At 33.6% G+C, this 18,692-nt stretch carries 18 protein-coding genes; 6 read left to right on the top strand and 12 right to left on the bottom strand.

Annotated elements, in window-relative coordinates:
- Window positions 1–97 precede the first annotated feature (97 nt).
- Together coaA and guaA are read left to right on the top strand one after the other, a co-directional pair.
- Window positions 98–1,021 (top strand): type I pantothenate kinase, encoded by a 924-nt coding sequence (gene coaA / locus IGJ32_RS00165; protein ID WP_010720479.1) that lies wholly within the window; start codon window positions 98–100, stop codon window positions 1,019–1,021.
- A 59-nt stretch (window positions 1,022–1,080) separates the two neighbouring features.
- Window positions 1,081–2,646 carry a glutamine-hydrolyzing GMP synthase gene (gene guaA / locus IGJ32_RS00160; protein ID WP_342082158.1) on the top strand — a complete coding sequence of 522 codons (1,566 nt, stop codon included), beginning with the start codon at window positions 1,081–1,083 and terminating at the stop codon, window positions 2,644–2,646.
- A 158-nt stretch (window positions 2,647–2,804) separates the two neighbouring features.
- On the opposite strand, the gene IGJ32_RS00155 is transcribed toward guaA, so the two are convergent.
- The 4 genes from IGJ32_RS00155 to IGJ32_RS00140 all read right to left on the bottom strand — a co-directional run bounded on the left by IGJ32_RS00155 (window position 2,805) and on the right by IGJ32_RS00140 (window position 7,800).
- Window positions 2,805–3,971 carry a helix-turn-helix domain-containing protein gene (locus IGJ32_RS00155; RefSeq protein WP_053766562.1) on the bottom strand — a complete coding sequence of 389 codons (1,167 nt, stop codon included), beginning with the start codon at window positions 3,969–3,971 and terminating at the stop codon, window positions 2,805–2,807.
- A 36-nt stretch (window positions 3,972–4,007) separates the two neighbouring features.
- Entirely contained in the window at window positions 4,008–4,727 is a 720-nt protein-coding gene (locus IGJ32_RS00150) for a hypothetical protein (protein WP_034697686.1), read from the bottom strand.
- A gap of 698 nt (window positions 4,728–5,425) precedes the next feature.
- Window positions 5,426–5,977 carry a hypothetical protein gene (locus tag IGJ32_RS00145; RefSeq protein WP_342082157.1) on the bottom strand — a complete coding sequence of 184 codons (552 nt, stop codon included), beginning with the start codon at window positions 5,975–5,977 and terminating at the stop codon, window positions 5,426–5,428.
- A gap of 374 nt (window positions 5,978–6,351) precedes the next feature.
- Window positions 6,352–7,800 (bottom strand): helix-turn-helix domain-containing protein, encoded by a 1,449-nt coding sequence (locus tag IGJ32_RS00140; RefSeq protein ID WP_010720482.1) that lies wholly within the window; start codon window positions 7,798–7,800, stop codon window positions 6,352–6,354.
- 531 nt (window positions 7,801–8,331) lie between these two features.
- On the opposite strand from IGJ32_RS00140, the gene IGJ32_RS00135 reads away from it, so the two are divergent.
- A complete protein-coding gene (locus IGJ32_RS00135) occupies window positions 8,332–8,781 on the top strand; it encodes a hypothetical protein (RefSeq protein WP_373169116.1) in 450 nt (149 codons plus the stop codon).
- Between the two features lie 512 nt (window positions 8,782–9,293).
- Here the strand turns inward: IGJ32_RS00135 and IGJ32_RS00130 are convergent.
- A complete protein-coding gene (locus tag IGJ32_RS00130; RefSeq protein ID WP_014834373.1) occupies window positions 9,294–9,434 on the bottom strand; it encodes a hypothetical protein in 141 nt (46 codons plus the stop codon).
- A gap of 90 nt (window positions 9,435–9,524) precedes the next feature.
- Window positions 9,525–10,106 carry a TMEM175 family protein gene (locus IGJ32_RS00125; protein ID WP_010720484.1) on the bottom strand — a complete coding sequence of 194 codons (582 nt, stop codon included), beginning with the start codon at window positions 10,104–10,106 and terminating at the stop codon, window positions 9,525–9,527.
- A gap of 216 nt (window positions 10,107–10,322) precedes the next feature.
- Between IGJ32_RS00125 and IGJ32_RS00120 the strand changes: the two genes are divergently transcribed.
- On the top strand, window positions 10,323–10,514 hold the full coding sequence (locus IGJ32_RS00120) for a hypothetical protein (RefSeq protein WP_342082156.1): 192 nt from the start codon (window positions 10,323–10,325) through the stop codon (window positions 10,512–10,514).
- 98 nt (window positions 10,515–10,612) lie between these two features.
- Here the strand turns inward: IGJ32_RS00120 and IGJ32_RS00115 are convergent, their stop codons facing one another.
- Complete coding sequence (locus IGJ32_RS00115) at window positions 10,613–11,431, bottom strand: ZIP family metal transporter (RefSeq protein ID WP_010720486.1); 819 nt, start codon at window positions 11,429–11,431, stop codon at window positions 10,613–10,615.
- Window positions 11,432–11,598: 167 nt separating this feature from the next.
- On the opposite strand from IGJ32_RS00115, the gene spxB reads away from it, so the two are divergent.
- Complete coding sequence (spxB, locus tag IGJ32_RS00110; protein WP_342082155.1) at window positions 11,599–13,329, top strand: pyruvate oxidase; 1,731 nt, start codon at window positions 11,599–11,601, stop codon at window positions 13,327–13,329.
- A gap of 99 nt (window positions 13,330–13,428) precedes the next feature.
- Here the strand turns inward: spxB and IGJ32_RS00105 are convergent, their stop codons facing one another.
- Window positions 13,429–13,950, bottom strand: a complete 522-nt coding sequence (locus tag IGJ32_RS00105) for an HdeD family acid-resistance protein (RefSeq protein ID WP_010720488.1) — start codon at window positions 13,948–13,950, stop codon at window positions 13,429–13,431.
- Between the two features lie 408 nt (window positions 13,951–14,358).
- Here IGJ32_RS00105 and IGJ32_RS00100 point away from each other — a divergent pair, with 408 nt between their 5' ends.
- Window positions 14,359–15,981: an ABC-F family ATP-binding cassette domain-containing protein gene (locus IGJ32_RS00100; RefSeq protein ID WP_010720489.1), complete on the top strand. Its 1,623-nt coding sequence runs from the start codon at window positions 14,359–14,361 to the stop codon at window positions 15,979–15,981.
- A 317-nt stretch (window positions 15,982–16,298) separates the two neighbouring features.
- Here the strand turns inward: IGJ32_RS00100 and IGJ32_RS00095 are convergent, their stop codons facing one another.
- From IGJ32_RS00095 to IGJ32_RS00080, 4 genes are all read right to left on the bottom strand, one after another.
- Window positions 16,299–16,385, bottom strand: coding sequence for a putative holin-like toxin (locus tag IGJ32_RS00095; protein ID WP_223603319.1), 87 nt, complete (start codon window positions 16,383–16,385; stop codon window positions 16,299–16,301).
- A 371-nt stretch (window positions 16,386–16,756) separates the two neighbouring features.
- The gene (locus IGJ32_RS00090; protein WP_223603319.1) at window positions 16,757–16,843 is read right to left on the bottom strand and encodes a putative holin-like toxin; all 87 of its coding nucleotides are present in this window, start codon (window positions 16,841–16,843) and stop codon (window positions 16,757–16,759) included.
- A gap of 368 nt (window positions 16,844–17,211) precedes the next feature.
- On the bottom strand, window positions 17,212–17,316 hold the full coding sequence (locus tag IGJ32_RS00085) for a putative holin-like toxin (RefSeq protein WP_430610590.1): 105 nt from the start codon (window positions 17,314–17,316) through the stop codon (window positions 17,212–17,214).
- 254 nt (window positions 17,317–17,570) lie between these two features.
- Complete coding sequence (locus IGJ32_RS00080; RefSeq protein WP_342082154.1) at window positions 17,571–18,434, bottom strand: DegV family protein; 864 nt, start codon at window positions 18,432–18,434, stop codon at window positions 17,571–17,573.
- Window positions 18,435–18,692: the final 258 nt, after the last annotated feature.

Here is an 18,692-nt window from a genome sequence, read left to right as displayed (position 1 = left end):
AAAATAAGAGACTTATAACCATTCTCGTTTAGTGGTGGGGTTTAGCCGTGTTTTATGTTAAAATGATTCCATTGATGGGAGAATGCAGGAGGCTATTATGAATGATCCAATGAACTACTACCGTGTGGCAAGAGAAGAATGGCGTGAATTTTATCGTAATGGACAAGCACCTTTGACCCAAGACGAGCTAGATAACATCAAAAGTTTAAATGACCGTATTTCAATGCAAGATGTTCGAGATATCTATGTTCCTCTTGCTCATTTGATTTATCTATATATGAAAGAATTTGAATCTCTTTCATTAAGTAAAGGTCTATTTCTTCATAAATATGTCGAAGTACCGCCATTTATTATTGGAATTGCTGGGAGTGTTGCCGTTGGAAAAAGCACAACAGCTCGCCTGTTACAAACGATCTTATCACGTACATTTAAACGCAGGAATGTTCAGTTGATTACAACTGATGGTTTTTTGTATCCTAATGAAACGTTAAAAGAACGAGGGATCATGAATCGTAAAGGATTCCCAGAAAGTTATGATATGGAGATGTTGATCGATTTTCTTAATCGAGTAAAATCCGGTCAGGAAGAAATAAAAGTACCTGTTTATTCACATGACATTTACAATATCATTCCTGGCGAATATGAATTGATCCAACAACCTGATATTCTGATTGTTGAAGGAATCAACACGCTACAACTGCCTGCTAATCAACAAATCTATGTCAGTGATTTTTTTGATTTTTCTGTTTATGTTGATGCTGATTCATCATTAATTGAAAAATGGTATTTAGATCGATTCGGTGCCTTACTCGACACCGCTTTTCAAAATCCACAAAATTATTACTATCAATTTGCTATTGGCGATCGTGACGATGCATTTAAAATGGCGCAAGAAGTATGGAAAAATGTGAATTTGAAAAATTTAAACGAATATATCTTGCCTACTCGTGGCAGAGCAGATATAATTCTCCATAAAACTGAAAATCATATTATTGATTCGATTTTCATGCGAAAATATTAGCATTTTAAAATAGTTTATTCTATTTTGAGATAAAATTTAAAGGGATAGGGGTAATAAATGTGACAAACGTTGCCGACATGACAAACGTTGAAAAGATTATCGTATTAGACTACGGTAGCCAGTATAACCAATTGATTACACGACGCATCCGTGATTTAGGAGTTTTTTCTGAATTATTGAGCCATCGGGTTTCTGCTGAAGAAGTAAAAGCAATGAATCCAAAAGGAATCATTCTTTCCGGTGGTCCTAACAGTGTGTATGATGAAAATGCTTTTGGAATCGATCCAGAAATCTTTAACTTAGGGATTCCTGTATTGGGTATTTGCTACGGTATGCAATTGATTACGTATAAGCTAGGTGGGAAAGTTGAACCAGCTAAAAACCGTGAATACGGAAAAGCTCAGTTAGAAGTAACCAGTGACGATGCAGTATTGTTCAATGACACACCTAAACAACAAACCGTTTGGATGAGCCACGGGGACTTAGTAACCCAAGTTCCTGAAGGATTTGAAATCGTTGGTACAAGTAAAGACTGCCCGATCGCATCCATCCAAGACACAAAACGTAATTTCTATGGTATCCAATTCCATGCAGAAGTTCGTCATTCTGAATACGGAATCGAATTACTCCGTCATTTTGCTTTTGATGTTTGTCATTGTGAAGGAAACTGGACAATGAATAACTTCATCGATATGCAAATCGAAAAAATTCGTGAACAAGTTGGCGATAAAAAAGTATTGCTTGGACTTTCTGGCGGCGTGGATTCTAGTGTCGTTGGTGTTCTTTTACAAAAAGCAATCGGTGATCAGCTAACTTCCATCTTTGTTGACCATGGTTTATTGCGTAAAGGCGAAGCAGACCAAGTAATGGAAAGCTTAGGCGGGAAATTTGGTCTAAATATTATCAAAGTGGATGCAAGAAAACGTTTCTTAGACAAGTTAGCCGGCGTTTCTGATCCTGAGCAAAAACGTAAAATCATTGGTAATGAATTTGTGTATGTTTTTGATGATGAAGCAACAAAATTAGCGGGAGAAGAAGGAATTGCTTTCTTAGCCCAAGGAACACTTTATACTGATGTGATCGAAAGTGGAACGGAAACTGCTCAAACGATCAAATCTCACCATAACGTGGGTGGTCTACCAGAAGACATGCAATTCCAATTGATCGAACCTTTGAACACATTATTCAAAGATGAAGTCCGTGAATTAGGAACACAACTAGGAATGCCAGATTCAATCGTTTGGCGTCAACCTTTCCCAGGTCCTGGTCTAGGTATCCGTGTCTTGGGAGAAATCAGTGAAGAAAAACTAGAAATCGTCCGTGAATCAGATGCGATCTTACGTGAAGAAATCGCAGCAGCTGGCTTAGATCGTGACATTTGGCAATATTTCACTGTTCTACCAGGAATCCGCTCTGTCGGTGTAATGGGCGATGGCCGTACTTACGACTATACAGTAGGTATCCGTGCAGTCACTTCTATTGATGGGATGACAGCAGACTTTGCCCGTATCCCATGGGATGTTTTACAAAAAACCTCTGTCCGCATCGTAAACGAAGTCGCTCACGTCAACCGTATCGTGTACGACATCACTTCTAAACCACCTGCAACTGTGGAGTGGGAATAAGAAACAACCCGCTAGAAAAGCCTATGTCATAGGTTTTCTAGCGGGTTTCTTTTAGTGTGATCACAGTTGAGTCACACTTGTGTTTATTATTCTTTTTTCTGTCGATAATGGATCCTTAGTTTCTAAAATCAAATCTATCCTTTGATAGAACTTGTAAACTATACAGAACCAAAATTAAGTTTCAAAACATTATTTAAATCTGTAAAATTTTCTTCTTTTGCAAAGGGAACGAAGAAATCAGGTTCAATCGAAAACATTTTTTCTAACAAGCTTCTATTCATCCTAAAATTATTTTCAATGCTTGATAAATCAGTTAACTTATTCGTTAGAACTAAGTTGAAAATACTTCGGATTTTTCCAGGACGCTTAAATACAATTTCCCTATCCAAGGGTTCTTCTAATCTGTAATTTTTTATAGCAATTTGTCGATAAAAATAGCTATGTTGTTTTGGTGTAAGAAATCCTAATTTATAAGCTCGCATTTCAAGAGCTTGAATGGATACATTGTATTTGGCCTTTAAAGAGATATAACTATCTGGATTTGATATCTTCTTTATTTTTTCTAAGTCTTTTTGAATAATTTCTGACGGCAATAAAAAACATGAAGCAAAATAATCTGCTTCTCTTTCTACTTGTTGTCGTTCATTTTTATCTAACAGAGAAAAGTCAACATACGGGTGTAGTAACAAATGTCCTAATTCATGAGCTAAATCAAAATTTCTTCTCACTGCCGATTTTTTTATACCTAATACAATGATTGGGACATCTTCTGTTGACCATGCACTATAAGCATCTGCCTTCCCACCAACATTTTTTTCTAAAACATAAATTCCTGACTTTTCTAATGATAATAATAGGTTACCATTATCAGATTGAATTTCTAAAAACTTTCTAGAAAGAGTAGCAATCTTTTCTATTTTCTCATTTGTTATTTCATCAAATAAAATTCCAGAACTCTTTTGTCTAAAATCTAATAACTTATTAGGTGGTACATTTAGAAAGCTTTCTAAATAATTAATCACTTTAGAAGCCACATTTAAATAGACTATCTCACTATTAGTTTTTTTTCTAGAAGAAATATCTGCTTTTCTATACGCAACATTATTTTCAAAAAAGGTCTTTTCAACACGGAATTCTTCAAAGAAAAAAGTGGATTTCACTTGCAAAATTTCTTTCATTTGTAAGATATTTTCAAATGATGGTTCTATCATTTGTTTTTCAAATTGCCATATCGATTGTTCAGATACTCGTAGTTTTTCTCCAAGTTCCTTACGTGAAAGACCATGCAACATCCTAATTATTTGCAGATTTTTCCCATAAAACATTGTGCTCTTCCTTTCTTAATACACTGCACTGGGAAACTAATTGGAGATTTCTTTTTCCTCTTTAGGAATTGTATAATCATAATCATAGAGATCACCAATTTCTTCTTTTTCACCAACTACAGCAGAATATTCTTCATCTTCTATAATTATAGACGTAGTTTGCAAATACGGTGTTAAATTTTGAATTATATGTAGTTCTTTTGTTTCGTCATCAGGTAAAACAAGTGAAACTGATTCTATCACTTTTGCCGTATTCGTTTTATAAACCACTATGTAAAAATTTTCATATTTTGATAACTCTTGTTCTGAAATCATTGGTTCTTCCAATGGAAGCTCTAATTGAATTGAGGTATTAGGCACTTTCTTTTGACCTTTACGAACTGAATTAAGGATAGGTTTATTAATCTTAGCATAATCAGACAAATATTTACTTACTTTTTTCTTTTTTTCTTTTGAGAAAGTTTGATTTAATCTATAGTCATTTTTTACGATAAAAAGAGAAGGTTTTTCTCCACCAAAGGAAAACTCTAAATATTCCCAACTTTCGCCTGCTTTTTCGCGTTTATTTTCTGCAAAATTAAAAGTTTTTCTAGCAACACCGTCATCAATAAAGTTCCCTTTTGTAAAAGCAAATCCAGCAGAAACTTTCAATTTTTCTTTCATCTCTTTACGAATATCTAGATATTCTTTGTAACCAAGTAATAACCCATCAACAACCAATTGTGCTTCTTCTGCATTTAGAACTTCATTTGCCATCTGTCCAACTCCAATCTACTTATATTTGAAGTAATTATATCCTATATTTTTTTAAAATTAAACAAAAGAATACAAAAAAGCTGTTTTTTTTAAAGTGAGATTTAAAAATTAAAAAAATAGAAGTCATTATCAACATGTACTTCTATTCTTATAGTTCTAGACTGAAACAAATACAACATAGCAATAAAATAAATACTCTTTTCTTATTTTCATAGTATCACCTTAGAAGAAAACAAAGACGACAGTTTTCGCAGCCAAATAAGCAGTATTTCTACGAATATGGAACAAAAAGGAATTGTTGAAGAAAGAAAAAAGTTTATGGATTAAGTTGCAAGAAACAGCAACAAGTGGCATTAGATAGATTAATTTTAAATAGAAATAAATCTAAAAAGAACTGTGAAGCCTTTGATATCAAAGGTGCTCACGGTTCTTTTTTTCAAACAATGAATCTTTGTAACTCTCTAGCAAAGACAATCTACTTCCTGTTTTTTATAAATACTATCAAAGAGGATTATCCCATTCATGTGAAGCCACCCAATCAACAAAATAATGGTAGGCTGCATGTATTTTCTTTATAAAAATTACCTGTAGCCTTTTGATAAAATTCTTTCTATCTCCATTCCAATCAATCGTTCTAATTTCTTGCCCCACTTATCTTTGACAATCAATTGATTATTCGTATAAAACCGGTGTTCTTGCTAAAAATAAAGAACGTAAAAAATCAGAAAAGCTAACTCGATGACCATAAAGTTAATAACTTGTTTTTTTCTTATTGCAGTTATCTTTTCGATATCTTCCCTGTCCAACAGAACGATTTTCAATGGATTATCGGGATGTTCATTTAGATAATTCTCCCAAAACTGCGCTTGGTTCTGACTTGACGGAGCGATTATACTAAGAAGTAAAATACAAAAGGTTAATGCAATGATAAATAGGAAACTAGTCGAAAAATCTTGATAAAGCATACTAGTGACCAAAGCGCCTATAATACTTGCAAGTAATGCAACAGTCAATAACATTTGAATACCTCTTTTAAAAGTGGTATTCAAATACATATTTTGATAATTTATAATTGCTGTTTTTCTCAGCTTTAAGTCCTCGTTACTAAGTTCGGGGAACATTTCACTCACTTTATTTTTTTTCTTCTTTTCCATAGCCATTCTTTGATTACGTAATCTAAAACCACAAAAAATAAAGACGGGTATCGCTATAATTGCATAAAATTGACTAACTAATCTCAGTACTTCCATTGAGAACCTCCATCTGTTTCCTAATTAATTAGTCCATAATAGCAAAGTACATTAAACTTTTCATTAATATTAAATGAGTAATTTTTACTGCAAACTTACTTGAATTACTACCAAAACAATGAGGAAATATTTGCCTTCTCTAAAAGAACAGAAAGAAGCTTTTCTTCTTTCTGTCCAAATGATTCTAAGATTTCTCTTTACCAATATCCTATCATTTAACAAAGAGCCCATAAAATTAGGTTAACTTTTAACCTATCTCTTCTTTTTGTTTCTTTTATCTGTGGAATATTCATTCACCATTGATCAGCGTTTCCCCTTATTGACCACCTATGTTCAAACTAACAATTTCTCAAAGTTAATAAATATCAAACACGCTATGTAATTTCTGTTCTTGTTTGTTGATAAAAGAAAATCAAGTTTTGAATTTCTCTTGATTTGGGATAAATAGAAATACCAAATATAGGGATATTAAACTGTCTGTTCAGCATCGTATTGGAAACAATACAATCATAATTTTCCTTATGTAGCATCTGATCTGTAACTACCGGGGTTTTGCTGGCTACAAAACGATATCGTCCTCCTAGATAAAGCTCAAGCTTTGCAATAATGTAGCTAGCATATTGTTCAGAATTGGTTACAATCAAAGCCCTAATTTGTTTACTCGTTTCAATCTTTTTTAGCAGATCATGCCAGTAGACAAGTAACAAAGCGACTAATTTTCTGGTAAATTCGTCATTTTTCATATACTTTAATAACTCTTTTTGATCCTTGTTAATTAAATAATTCTTTAGTCCTACTTGAATACTTTCGATTTCTGGAAGTATCTGTTTTAAAAACTGATGATGTTTATCATATAAAATAAAAGAAAGATTTTCCATATAGTCGCCATCATTAATTATTTTATAGCAGATTTCTTGTCGTTCTTCACATTTGATCTGATATTTTATTTCCAAATAATCAAGCAATATCCCAACCATCTTTGTTAAATAAGGTTTTTGTTGGTAGTCATCGCTGTTGTTCTGTATATCCAGTAGCGAACAAACAAACGGCTGTTCAAAGATGTATTTTATCAGATCCTGATCCTCTTCAAGAGATAACCATAAAGAAGTATTTTGCTTCTCATTTGATTCTAGGCATAAAAGATTATTCTGCTCTTTTTCAATAAATTGTTTTTCGTTTTTTACTTGGTAAATTTTCATAGCAATATAAAATAAAAGCTGATTATGTTTTCGGTGTTCCAGTTTACGAATTATATCTTGAAGTTGATTATTCGTTATGTATTTTAAGTATAATTGACGACTTTTTTGACAAATTTCTTCATTGAAGGCCTCTTCTAAACACACATATTTTTCTAAAAGTAACTGGATCGTCAACTTTTCAATTAACTGTGTATTTCCCGTTAATCGAATCAATCCTCGAATTCTTAAGTGATATTGCTCTAAGGAAAGGTTGATGCGCTTCACCATTCGTCTTAAAGTGCTCTCTGAAATAAATAGTTGTTCCGTTACTTCCAAGTAGTTCGTATATTTATTTAACACGATTGCTTCTAAAAATTGATACTCAATCGATTCATTCATAATAATTCGGTAAATATATTCTTCTGTGACATGAGGAGCAATTTCTGCAAATATCCCATTCTCACGATCAGTATGTATATTGATTTCTTTTGCATAAGAATCGATATCCATCAAGTCATTTCTCAATGTTTTTGAAGAACACTTTAATTGAGATTCTAAATCTTGAAAGCGATAGGTTTCTCCTTCAAAAAGCAATTCCAGTAGAAGTAACTGTCGTTTCATTTTTTTCGATAAAATATTTAACATTTACTTCCTCCCCTCTTTTTACCAAATAGAAAAAAGCATTCACTTTTTTCTATTTGAATGTTCCTATTTATATTTTAAAGAAAATTTTTAACGAATTAGAATTTTTTTTTCAAAAAAATAGTAAAAATGGGTATAAAAAATATGAAAAATAAGCAATCCTATCTACCAATTTTATAAATAGATCATCTATGGCCTTTTTTTGCCCTTAGACCTTGCAAATAAACAGAATGCTGATCTTGCCAACAGAAAATAGTATCATTCGCCTTCTCATTTTAAAAAATAACTAAATAAATTATTTTAGCGAAATAAATTATTTGATTGAAACATTTCTTCAGTAAAATAAACTGCTAAAATTAAGTATTTTATGCTTTATTTTTTTTATATTTAAATTTATACTGTTTTTAAAGCAATTAATTAATAACAAAAATTAATAAAAAAAGGCATATATTATACCATTTTAAATGATTAAAAAACTATTTTTATCATAAATGTACTTTTTTACGTCATAACTGTTAGATGGGAGTGTCCAAGGTGAAGAAAACAATTATTATAGTTAGTAGTTTTTTAGGTTTAATTGCTTTATTTTTTATGATTGAATACTTTGCTTCTCCTGTAAAAGATGTTACTTCAAAAGCTGAAATGAAAATGACTACTGGAGCTAAGATGGAATATGTGCCAACAAAAGATGAACTAGTAAAAATTGAAGGAGATCAACTTCAATTACTGGGCATTTATACAGTAGTTGGTATCCATTTCGACAGACATTTTTATGTGACGTTAGCAAATGCCGAACAAGAAGAAATCAACTTTTCTATTTCAATTATAGACAAACAAAAACAGACATTTTCAATCCCCGCCATACAATTCTCACCTCAAAATTTACAGCTATCTGATTCTTTTGGCTTAGCAAAAAAAGAAGCACGCTACTTTGCTTATAAAAAAAATTATCCTGTCGCAAGTGCCACTCATACAACAGACTGACCAATTAAATATACCTTGTAGGGGTATATTTAATTGGCTTTTATCTTTTTCAATGGAAAGAACCTCGAATAACTTTTCTGTTTATTCTTTTTTCTTCTCCCACTCGACCATTGATCTTTTATACTAACTATTTAATTCGAGACGGCTTGTTTCCTTTGTTTTTCGTCATTTTTCCTAATTTATTTGATTCTTCTTGCGAAGAAAATAAACAAATTATTAAATCTGTTATTTTAAGAAGATAAAATAACACTAAATGAAAAAACCAAAAGTTATTTAATCAGATGGATTAATCTATATAAATTGCTGTCTGCTTATTCATTTAATATTTATACAAAAGTATTGTATACCTGCTTTTATCAATAGGTTGGAACTTTTCGTTTTCGCTATCCCCTGTGGAAAACTTTCGGAACAGATTACCTCTCTGATACGTATCTGTGTATAATTAGATACAACGAATCCCGGATCTTTCAATTCTTTAGACTGAAAGATCCGGGATCAAAAATAAACGCTACTTACTTCTTTAATGCTACAACAAATGGAATCATCATAGATAACAAAATAACCAATAAACTACATTGCCGATGATCTATATAGATAAGGATCGTTATCATGCTCGTAGTTAGACCGATATTCAATTTTTTTTGATTGATCATAAGCATCCCTCTTCAAGGAAGATTTTCCTCTAGAAGTTCGACCATTTTTTTATCTTTTTGTTATATTTCTCTTAATTTTTTTGTACATCTTTAATTACTATATTGAGATTCGATTTTACGGCTAGGAATCAACCAACCAAGTAAAATCACAGCATTCGTTACTAAAACAGCTATTGGTGTAATGACATAGCCTAAAATAATTCCTAAAATATTTAACCCAATTGACCAGTAGGATTTTCGATAGTTATCTAGTAATTCTTTGATATTCTTTTTATTTTTAGGATCAGACTGAACCAACTCTCTTGCTAAAATATAGTAAGCAATATTAGCTCCTAAAGTTACTACACCGTATGTGATCTCTGGCGCTAAACTATGACTATACTCGCTGATCCAAGACGTGACAAAGGGAAAAAATGATAAAGCAAAGATAAAAAAGCTATTCGCCCATAAAACTCGCCAATTTACTTTATGAACGACTTGAAACATATGATGATGATTATTCCAATAGATGACCAATGTAAAAAAGCTGACAATATAGATCATAAAACGATATCCTAAGGCACTTAGCGCTTGCCAGGTGTCAGTGTTCGGCTGGTGAAGCTCTAAGACCAAGATAGTCATAATGATCGCGATAACTGCATCGGTAAAAGCTTCTAAACGATTTTTTGGCATATTTTTGCCTCCTTTTCTGACTTATTGTAGTAAAGATAGCTAGAAAAAAGCAACTAAATCAGTCTATAGTTGGAGGTAATGCTCACTTTATACTGCTATACTCAATGAAACAAGAGGATTTAACTATCGTAGTTCTCTAATAAATAAGCTAAGTTCTAAGTACATTTTTATTAAATTTAACTTATTTTGGGAACTAGCAAGAAATGAGGGGTTTGTATGGGACAAAGAAATACTTTTTCAACTATTTTCATGCTAATAATGGTATTGATTATAGGTAGTTTTGTAATTAGCCTTTTTACTAGTATTTTATGGTTTGCAATTAAATTACTCATTCCTATTGCAATCATTATTTGGCTAATTCGTGTAATTTCTGGAACAAATCGTCGATATCATCGAAAATATTACTAATATTGAAAAAAACAGCACACGACAGATTCCCCAGTCTTGTGCTGCTTTTTTCTTTATATTTTTATCAGTCGCTCCAAATGATATATCATTTGATGGTATTACCCTAAAGCTACATCTAGTACCATCATAATGATAAAACCTAACATCACCCCAAAAACGGCAAAATGTCGTTTACTTGATAATGTTTGTTGGGCTTCGGGAATTAATTCCTCAACAACCACATAGATCATCGCACCTGCTGCAAATGCCAGTGCATAAGGTAAAAGGATGGTTACTCGTGTCACTAGCACCGCTCCAATCACACCTGCGATCGGTTCAACAATACCTGAAGCTTGTCCATATATAAATGCCTTTGTTCGACTCAAGCCTTCTTGTCTTAAAGGAATCGAAACAGCTGCACCTTCCGGAAAATTCTGAATTCCAATACCCAATGCAACCGAAATGGCTGCCAAAACGGCCGCTGTTGGATTATCGGCTGTACTGGCAGCCCCAAATGCCACCCCTACAGCCAAACCTTCAGGGATATTGTGCAAGGTGATCGAAAAAACTAATAAGATTGTTCGTTTTAAATGCGTAGGTAGGCCTTCTTTTTCGTGCTGTGGGCCAAAGTGCATATGGGGAAGCGTTTTATCAGCGATATAAAGAAAGACACCACCTAATCCAAAACCAATACTAACGACCAGCCAAGCGATATCGCCATTTTCTTCAGCTTTTGTAATCGCAGGATCAAGCAATGACCAAAAACTAGCAGCAATCATGACCCCCGAAGCGAAACCAAGCATGAGATTCAATACTTCTTTCTTGATTTCCTTAAAGAAAAATACCAACCCAGCCCCCAGAGCTGTCATAAAATACGTAAATGCTGTCCCCGCTAATGCTTGTTGCCACGGGGCTAAGCTTAGTAGCCATTCTGTCATTTTATTCTCCTTTCGTGCCTTTACTTATTACTCTAGCATATTCAAAAAATCATGACTACTGTTTGTGTAAAAAAGCGAATCAGTTGGGCTTTTATTCTTAAAGCACTATACTTTAATTAATAAAGTTACGAAATTTTATCATTCATTTGATAAAGGAGTGGGAGAATATGGCAACAATCAATGCTGGTATCGCAATGGTCAAAGTAATGGAAAGTTGGGGAATCGAGCATATTTATGGGATTCCTGGTGGTTCGTTTAATTCAATCATGGATGCTCTTTATCATGAAAAAGATCAAATAAAATATATCCAAGTACGTCACGAAGAAGTAGGAGCGCTAGCCGCAGCAGCCGATGCGAAACTAACAGGAAAAGTTGGGGCTGTTTTTGGTTCTGCTGGACCAGGTGCCACGCATTTGATCAATGGTTTGTATGATGCACAAATGGATCATGTTCCAGTTGTTGCGTTGCTTGGACAAGTTGCAACTACTGCTATGAACTATAACTCTTTCCAAGAATTAAATGAAAATCCAATTTTTGCAGATGTTAGTGTCTATAATCGGACAGTTATGACACCTGAAAGTTTACCTCATGTCGTGGACGAAGCAATCAAAGCAGCCTATGAAAATAAAGGAGTAGCTATTGTAACCATTCCTGTTGATTTAGGTTTTGCAGACATTGAAGAAGAGAAAATATCTAACGCAGCTACTCATAAAACAGGTACTATCCTTCCTGATGAAAAAGATGTAATTGCTGCTCTTCCTTTTATTGAAAAAGCTAAAAAGCCTGTACTTTACATTGGACAAGGCACTCGTAATGGCTTTTCACAAATCAAAGATTTTACAGAACACTTTTCCATGCCAGTTGTTGCTTCTGTTTTAGCGAAAGGCATCATTCCAGATAACTATAAAAACTTTCTAGGCTTTGCTGGACGTGTGGCCACAAAACCTGCAAATGAAGCATTAGCAGAGGCCGACTTGATTTTATTTATGGGTAGTGACTTTCCTTTTGGTCGTGCGTTCTTTAACCCAGAGGCTGAATTTATCCAAGTGGACATCGATGCTTCAAAGTTTGGTCGAAGACATGCTACCTCCCATACCATTTTAGGGGATGCCAATACCACATTAGCGAGATTAACAAAGTTGGGCGAACCACGTCCTGAAGATCGCTGGTATCTAGCCAACCAAGAAAACAAAGCGAATTGGGTAAACTGGTTAAACTCATTCGCTGACCTTGAAGACCAACCGATTCGTCCTGAAGCTGTTTATAAAGAAATCAATCGGATCGCTGAAGAAGATGCGATTTTTGTAACAGATGTTGGGAATACGACGATCCATTCCATTCGATTATTAGACATGAACGGCAAACAAAAACACACGACCTCTGGTTGGTTCGCTACAATGGGGAATGGTGTTCCAGGTGGCATTGCCGCACAATTAAGTTATCCTGATCGACAAGTCTTTACTTTAAGCGGTGATGGTGGTTTTGCAATGGTGATGCAAGATATCATTACACAAGTGAAATACCAACTACCGATTATTAATGTGGTTTTATCGAATACATCGTTTGGGTTTATTGAAGCAGAACAAGAAGATACTGAACAGAAAAAATTTGGTGTGTTTTTAGAAGAGGCTGACTTCGGAAAAGCGAGTGAAGCACTGGGAGCTGATGGTTTCACGATTACTGAGTATCACCAATTAAGACCTGCATTTGAGGCCGCTAAAAAATCTCAACGACCAGTAGTAATTGATGTAAAAATCAATAACAAACGTCCTTTACCGGTTGAAGATCTTCATCTTGATCCAAGAAAATATACAGAAGAAGAAATCAAACAATTCAAAGAAAAATACGAAGTGCATGATTTACCTGTATTGAATGAATTATATGAAAAAAGGAAATAATTGAACCTCTACTCTTTGAGAGATTCAGAAATATCAACTATAAAAAAGAAGCAACCAGGAAAATTCAGCCTGATTGCTTCTTTATATACTTTACTTTGTTTATCTGAACGCATATACGATATGGTTGATCCCAAAGAGCATAAAATAAAAACCGACAAGAAAACTTAAAGTCAAAGCGGAGGAAATAGGATTAAACAATAGTATACATCCTAATACCACACCCAAAATATTGATGATTACTGTAAACCAATAGTAGCCTGTGCTATAACCTTTCGCTAAATCAGCTGTAAATAAAGCTAAGATAGAGTCGGCAATAAACCAAATGGCAAAAACAAACGGTAAAGCAACTACTCCTGCACCAATATTGAACAAGAAGAAAATCCCGACTAAAATATCAATGATACCAATAACCAACGGCATTTTCCCTTTATATCCTGTCAATTCTTTCATGCGATTTCGTACAAATAATTCAAAAATTCCTTTTAAAAAGGCAAAAATAGCAAAAACAACGACAATCGCCACTAAATTACCAACAGGATCTTGAAAAGAGATTAATGAAACAAGGACAAATAAAATCCCTAAAATTAATGATCCCCAGTCTAGTGTTTTTCTTTCATTCATTTTCATTCCAACTTTCATTTTAATCTATTATTATACTAACGCTCTCTTTAAATAACGTCAAAACATATGCTGGTGATGAAAAGCAAAAGTAATTTCTTTTCTGATCAGCTTTTGCTGCTATTATTTTTAGTAAAAGCTACTACTTCTTATAATTTGCGTATATTCATTACCAACTTATTCTTCTACTAAATAAACGAGCATTTTGCCTTTCTATCTTAGATACCTTCGAACCTCATCATTGCTTCATAAGTACAAATTTTTTCACTCTTTCATAATTTTTTAGTATTTTTTATTCCCATGTTCCACGTGAAACACAAAGAATAATTGATTACCTTGAAACTTTCTCTTTTCCCCTATATAATTCTAGGAGGCTCGTTAAATATTATAAAGATAAAGTGAGGAAAAAAATTGATTACTGTAAATGATGTAAGTTTGCACTTTTCAGACCGCAAACTATTTGATGATGTTAATATTAAATTTACTCCAGGAAATTGCTATGGCTTAATAGGTGCAAATGGTGCAGGTAAATCAACGTTCCTTAAAGTATTATCAGGAGACTTACAACCTTCTACGGGGACTGTTTCCATGGGACCAGATGAGCGAATGGCTGTATTGAAACAAAACCATTATGACTATGAAGAATATACAGTTTTAGAAACAGTTATTATGGGACATAAACGTTTATACGAAGTTATGAAAGAAAAAGACGCTATCTATATGAAGGAAGATTTCACTGATGAAGATGGTATCCGAGCAGCTGAATTAGAAGGCGAGTTTGCTGAATTAAATGGTTGGGAAGCTGAACCTGAAGCTGCTGTTTTACTACAAGGACTGAATATTCCAGAAGAATTGCACCATCAATTGATGAGTGAACTTACTGGTGGTCAAAAAGTCAAAGTACTTTTAGCTCAAACATTGTTTGGTAAACCGGATGTGTTACTCCTTGATGAGCCTACGAATGGATTAGATATCCAATCCATCAACTGGTTAGAAGAATTTTTAATTGAATTTGAAAATACGGTTATCGTTGTTTCTCATGACCGTCATTTCTTAAATAAAGTATGTACCCATATGGCAGATTTAGATTTTGGAAAAATCAAATTATACGTTGGTAACTATGATTTTTGGCTAGAATCAAGTCAACTTGCTGCAAAATTACAAGCAAATGCCAATGCCAAAAAAGAGGAACAAATCAAAGAACTACAAGAATTTATTGCTCGTTTTAGTGCGAATGCTTCAAAATCTAAACAGGCAACTTCTCGTAAGAAAATGTTAGAAAAAATTACTCTTGACGATATTCAACCTTCTTCACGTCGTTATCCATTCGTTGGATTTAAACCAGAACGTGAAATCGGTAATGATCTTTTACAGGTCGAAAATGTGAGTGTAACGATCGATGGTAAGAAAATATTAAATGATATATCATTTAATTTAAGCAAAGAAGATAAAGTTGCGTTTGTTGCTGAAAATGATATTACAACTACAACTTTGTTTAAAGTAATCATGGGTGAGATCACTCCTGATACTGGAACTGTAAGATGGGGCGTAACAACGAGTAATTCTTATCTACCAAAAGATACAACGAAAGAATTTGATAATGAATTGACGATCTTAGATTGGTTACGTCAATACGCAAGTAAAGAAGAAGACGATAATACGTTTTTACGAAGCTTTTTAGGACGCATGCTGTTTTCTGGAGAAGAAGTATTAAAACCTGTCAATGTCCTTTCTGGTGGTGAAAAAGTTCGTTGCATGCTTTCTAAAATGATGCTTTCTAAAGCAAATGTCTTAGTTTTAGACGATCCTACGAATCATTTAGATCTAGAGTCGATTACAGCACTAAACGATGGCTTGATGGCCTTTACTGGCTCTATCCTTTTTGCTTCACATGACCATCAATTTATCCAAACATTGGCTAATCGTATCATTGCCGTTTCTGATAAAGGTGTTATCGATCGAGCAGATACAACCTATGATGAATTTTTAGAAAATAAAGATATCCAAAAACAATTGGATGAGCTTTGGAAATAAGACAACATCATTGTAGACTTAAGAAAATAGCCTATCGGGGGCATCTCATCAGTCGGTGAGATGTCCTTTTCTTCTACGATAAACACTGTCTTTCACAACTACCAAGACACCTTCGATCCATTTACTTTCTGTATTCATCATTTTCTCTTATTTCGCTTAATCAACCGCTTTATTTTTTCTGATGTGTAAGCTATAATAGAAAATGAAAAAGGGATTGCGCAAACAATCCCTTCATCAGTAACTCGTGCCGTTAAAAAGACGGTAGCCTTTTTAGAATGGTGACCATCTAAAACTTCTGCTAAAAGTGATTTAGATGGTTATTTTTTTTGGTCTTTTTTGTCAATTAACAACAACACAAATGTCGCAAATGCGAGCATGAGTTGTATTGCTTCATATACTGACAACTTTATTCCTTTCCAGGGACAAAGCTCTTAACCATAAGCATCACCCCTTATCTAAGAGATTAGCTACCATCTTTTACACTCCACGAATTACTGGTTTTATTGTAGCAAACTTATCGAAAACTTGCTATCCTCATTAACTTTATTTTTAAATAATAATGTTATTTTTTACCTGACATGTATTTGATTCGTGTGCCTTCATTTTTTTTAATCAACAGCTTTACTTTTTTCCAATTGATAAGCTATAATGGATAGTGAAAAAGGGATTGCGCAAACAATCCCTTCATCAGTAACTCGTGCCGTTAAAAAGACGGTAGCTTTATTTTTTGGGTATATATACCATCTAAAAACTCTGCCAAAAGTGATTTAGATGGTTATTTTTTTTGGTCTTTTTTGTCAATTAGCAACAGCACAAATGTCGCAAATGCGAGCATTAGTTGTATTGCTTCATATACTGACAACTTTATTCCTTTCCAGGGACAAAGCTCTTAACCATAAGCATCACCCCTTGTTCAAGAGATTAGCTACCATCTTTTACACTCCACGAATTACTGGTTTTATTGTAGCAAATTTAGTACAAACTTACTATCCTCATTAACTTTATTTTTAAATAATAATGTTATTTTTTATCTGACATGTATTTGATTTGTGTGCCTTCATTTTTTTAATCAACAGCTTTACTTTTTTCCAATTGATAAGCTATAATGGATAGTGAAAAAGGGATTGCTCTAACAACCCCTTCATCAGTAATTCGCGCCGTTAAAAAGACGGTAGCTTTGTTTTTAATGTGATAACCATCTAAAAACTCTGCTAAAAGTGGTTTAGATGGTTATTTTTTTTGGTCTTTTTGGTCTTTTTGGTCTTTTTGGTCAATTAACAACAGCACAAATGTCGCAAATGCGAGCATAAGTTGTATTGATTCATATACTGACAACTTTATTCCTTTCCAGGGACAAAGCTTTTAACCATAAGCATCACCCCTTGTTCAAGAGATTAGCTACCATCTTTTACACTCCACGAATTACTGGCTTTATTATAGCAAATTTAGGAAGTACTTACTATCGACAAAAGATTTAACTTAATATAAATCAGTTATTTTATATTCCAAAAAAGAACCACTCGAAGAATATTCTTTTTCTTCTGAATGGTTCTTTTTTTGGTGTATTTCTTCTACAATGACTACAATTTTTATCGAGTGATTCCCATTGAGAATATCGCCATACATCCATATCCTGTATGGCTTGCGATGGTAGGCCCAAGCGGATATAACTTGACTTCTTTCATCTTAATATTCTCTTCAAGTAATTGTTTTGTTTTTTCAGCACTTTCTAAATCGCCTGCATAAGCAATATAAACAGTTTGTTCTAATGGGGCGACAATGGTTTTGACAGTTTCCTCAACAATTTTTTGTATCGATTTATTTCGTCCTCGTACTTTGCTGATATTCGTCAAACGTCCTTCCTGATCGACTGTGATAATTGGCTTCACGTTTAGAATACTACCTAGTGTAGCACTAGTTTTAGAGATACGTCCCCCACGTTCAAGGTGTTTGAGATCATCAACGGTTACCCAAGAATGTACTTTTAAGTAATTGTTTTCTAACCATTCTAAGTTCTCTTCTAATGTTTTCCCCTCGTTTTTCAATCGAACAGCTTCCAATACTAATAACCCTTCCCCAACGCTTGCGGCTTTTGTATCAAAGACCTTTACTTGTGGATCTGGATATTCTTCTTTTAATAATTCTACTGCTTGTAACGCACTACTATAGGATCCACTTAAAGCACTGGAAAAAGCAACATAAAGGATAGGAATATTTTGTTCAACATAAGGACGGAAAAATTCTAAGTATTGACCCACATTGATTTGTGAGGTCGTTGGGGTAGCCCCATTTCTTAATTGTTCCATATAATGATCATAATTAAACGTTTTTCCCAGATCATCTACTAATTCTTCTTCATCTAACTGGATCTTCATTGATAAATAATCAACCTTGGCTGCTTGTAGCACTTGATATGGCAGATCACAACATGAATCGGTTACGATTTGATACACACACTTCAACTCCTTCAACTTTTCATTTTACCCTTAACTCCTATTATAGCAAATCTCTTGCATGGAAAATAACGTTAACTATGTTTGTAAAAAGGAAAACCATTGTCTTCGTAAAATTTTAATGGATGATTAAAAAGAAGAACAACGCTCACCTCTAAACCAACTTTGATTACTTATTGAAAAAAAACGCCAAAATCTACAAAAATGTTAAAAACAAATTTCGCAGTTTCGACGTTTTCTTTCTTTACCGCATGAGCA

It is taken from the genome of Enterococcus sp. DIV1639a, assembly GCF_050530445.1.
GTDB classification, from domain to species: domain Bacteria; phylum Bacillota; class Bacilli; order Lactobacillales; family Enterococcaceae; genus Enterococcus_B; species Enterococcus_B hirae.
The sequence above is the reverse complement of the archived record's forward strand: the minus strand, read 5'-3'. Positions and strand labels throughout refer to the sequence as shown.

What these genes read in the sequence shown, in the direction of transcription:
- IGJ32_RS00145 (WP_342082157.1), bottom strand. Translation starts at nt 5,977, where the DNA reads ATGGAAGTACTGAGATTAGTTAGTCAATTTTATGCAATTATAGCGATA.
- IGJ32_RS00150 (WP_034697686.1), bottom strand. Translation starts at nt 4,727, where the DNA reads ATGGCAAATGAAGTTCTAAATGCAGAAGAAGCACAATTGGTTGTTGAT.
- IGJ32_RS00130 (WP_014834373.1), bottom strand. Translation starts at nt 9,434, where the DNA reads ATGATCAATCAAAAAAAATTGAATATCGGTCTAACTACGAGCATGATA.
- IGJ32_RS00120 (WP_342082156.1), top strand. Translation starts at nt 10,323, where the DNA reads ATGGGACAAAGAAATACTTTTTCAACTATTTTCATGCTAATAATGGTA.
- IGJ32_RS00115 (WP_010720486.1), bottom strand. Translation starts at nt 11,431, where the DNA reads ATGACAGAATGGCTACTAAGCTTAGCCCCGTGGCAACAAGCATTAGCG.
- IGJ32_RS00125 (WP_010720484.1), bottom strand. Translation starts at nt 10,106, where the DNA reads ATGCCAAAAAATCGTTTAGAAGCTTTTACCGATGCAGTTATCGCGATC.
- spxB (WP_342082155.1), top strand. Translation starts at nt 11,599, where the DNA reads ATGGCAACAATCAATGCTGGTATCGCAATGGTCAAAGTAATGGAAAGT.
- IGJ32_RS00105 (WP_010720488.1), bottom strand. Translation starts at nt 13,950, where the DNA reads ATGAATGAAAGAAAAACACTAGACTGGGGATCATTAATTTTAGGGATT.
- coaA (WP_010720479.1), top strand. Translation starts at nt 98, where the DNA reads ATGAATGATCCAATGAACTACTACCGTGTGGCAAGAGAAGAATGGCGT.
- IGJ32_RS00140 (WP_010720482.1), bottom strand. Translation starts at nt 7,800, where the DNA reads ATGTTAAATATTTTATCGAAAAAAATGAAACGACAGTTACTTCTACTG.
- IGJ32_RS00155 (WP_053766562.1), bottom strand. Translation starts at nt 3,971, where the DNA reads ATGTTTTATGGGAAAAATCTGCAAATAATTAGGATGTTGCATGGTCTT.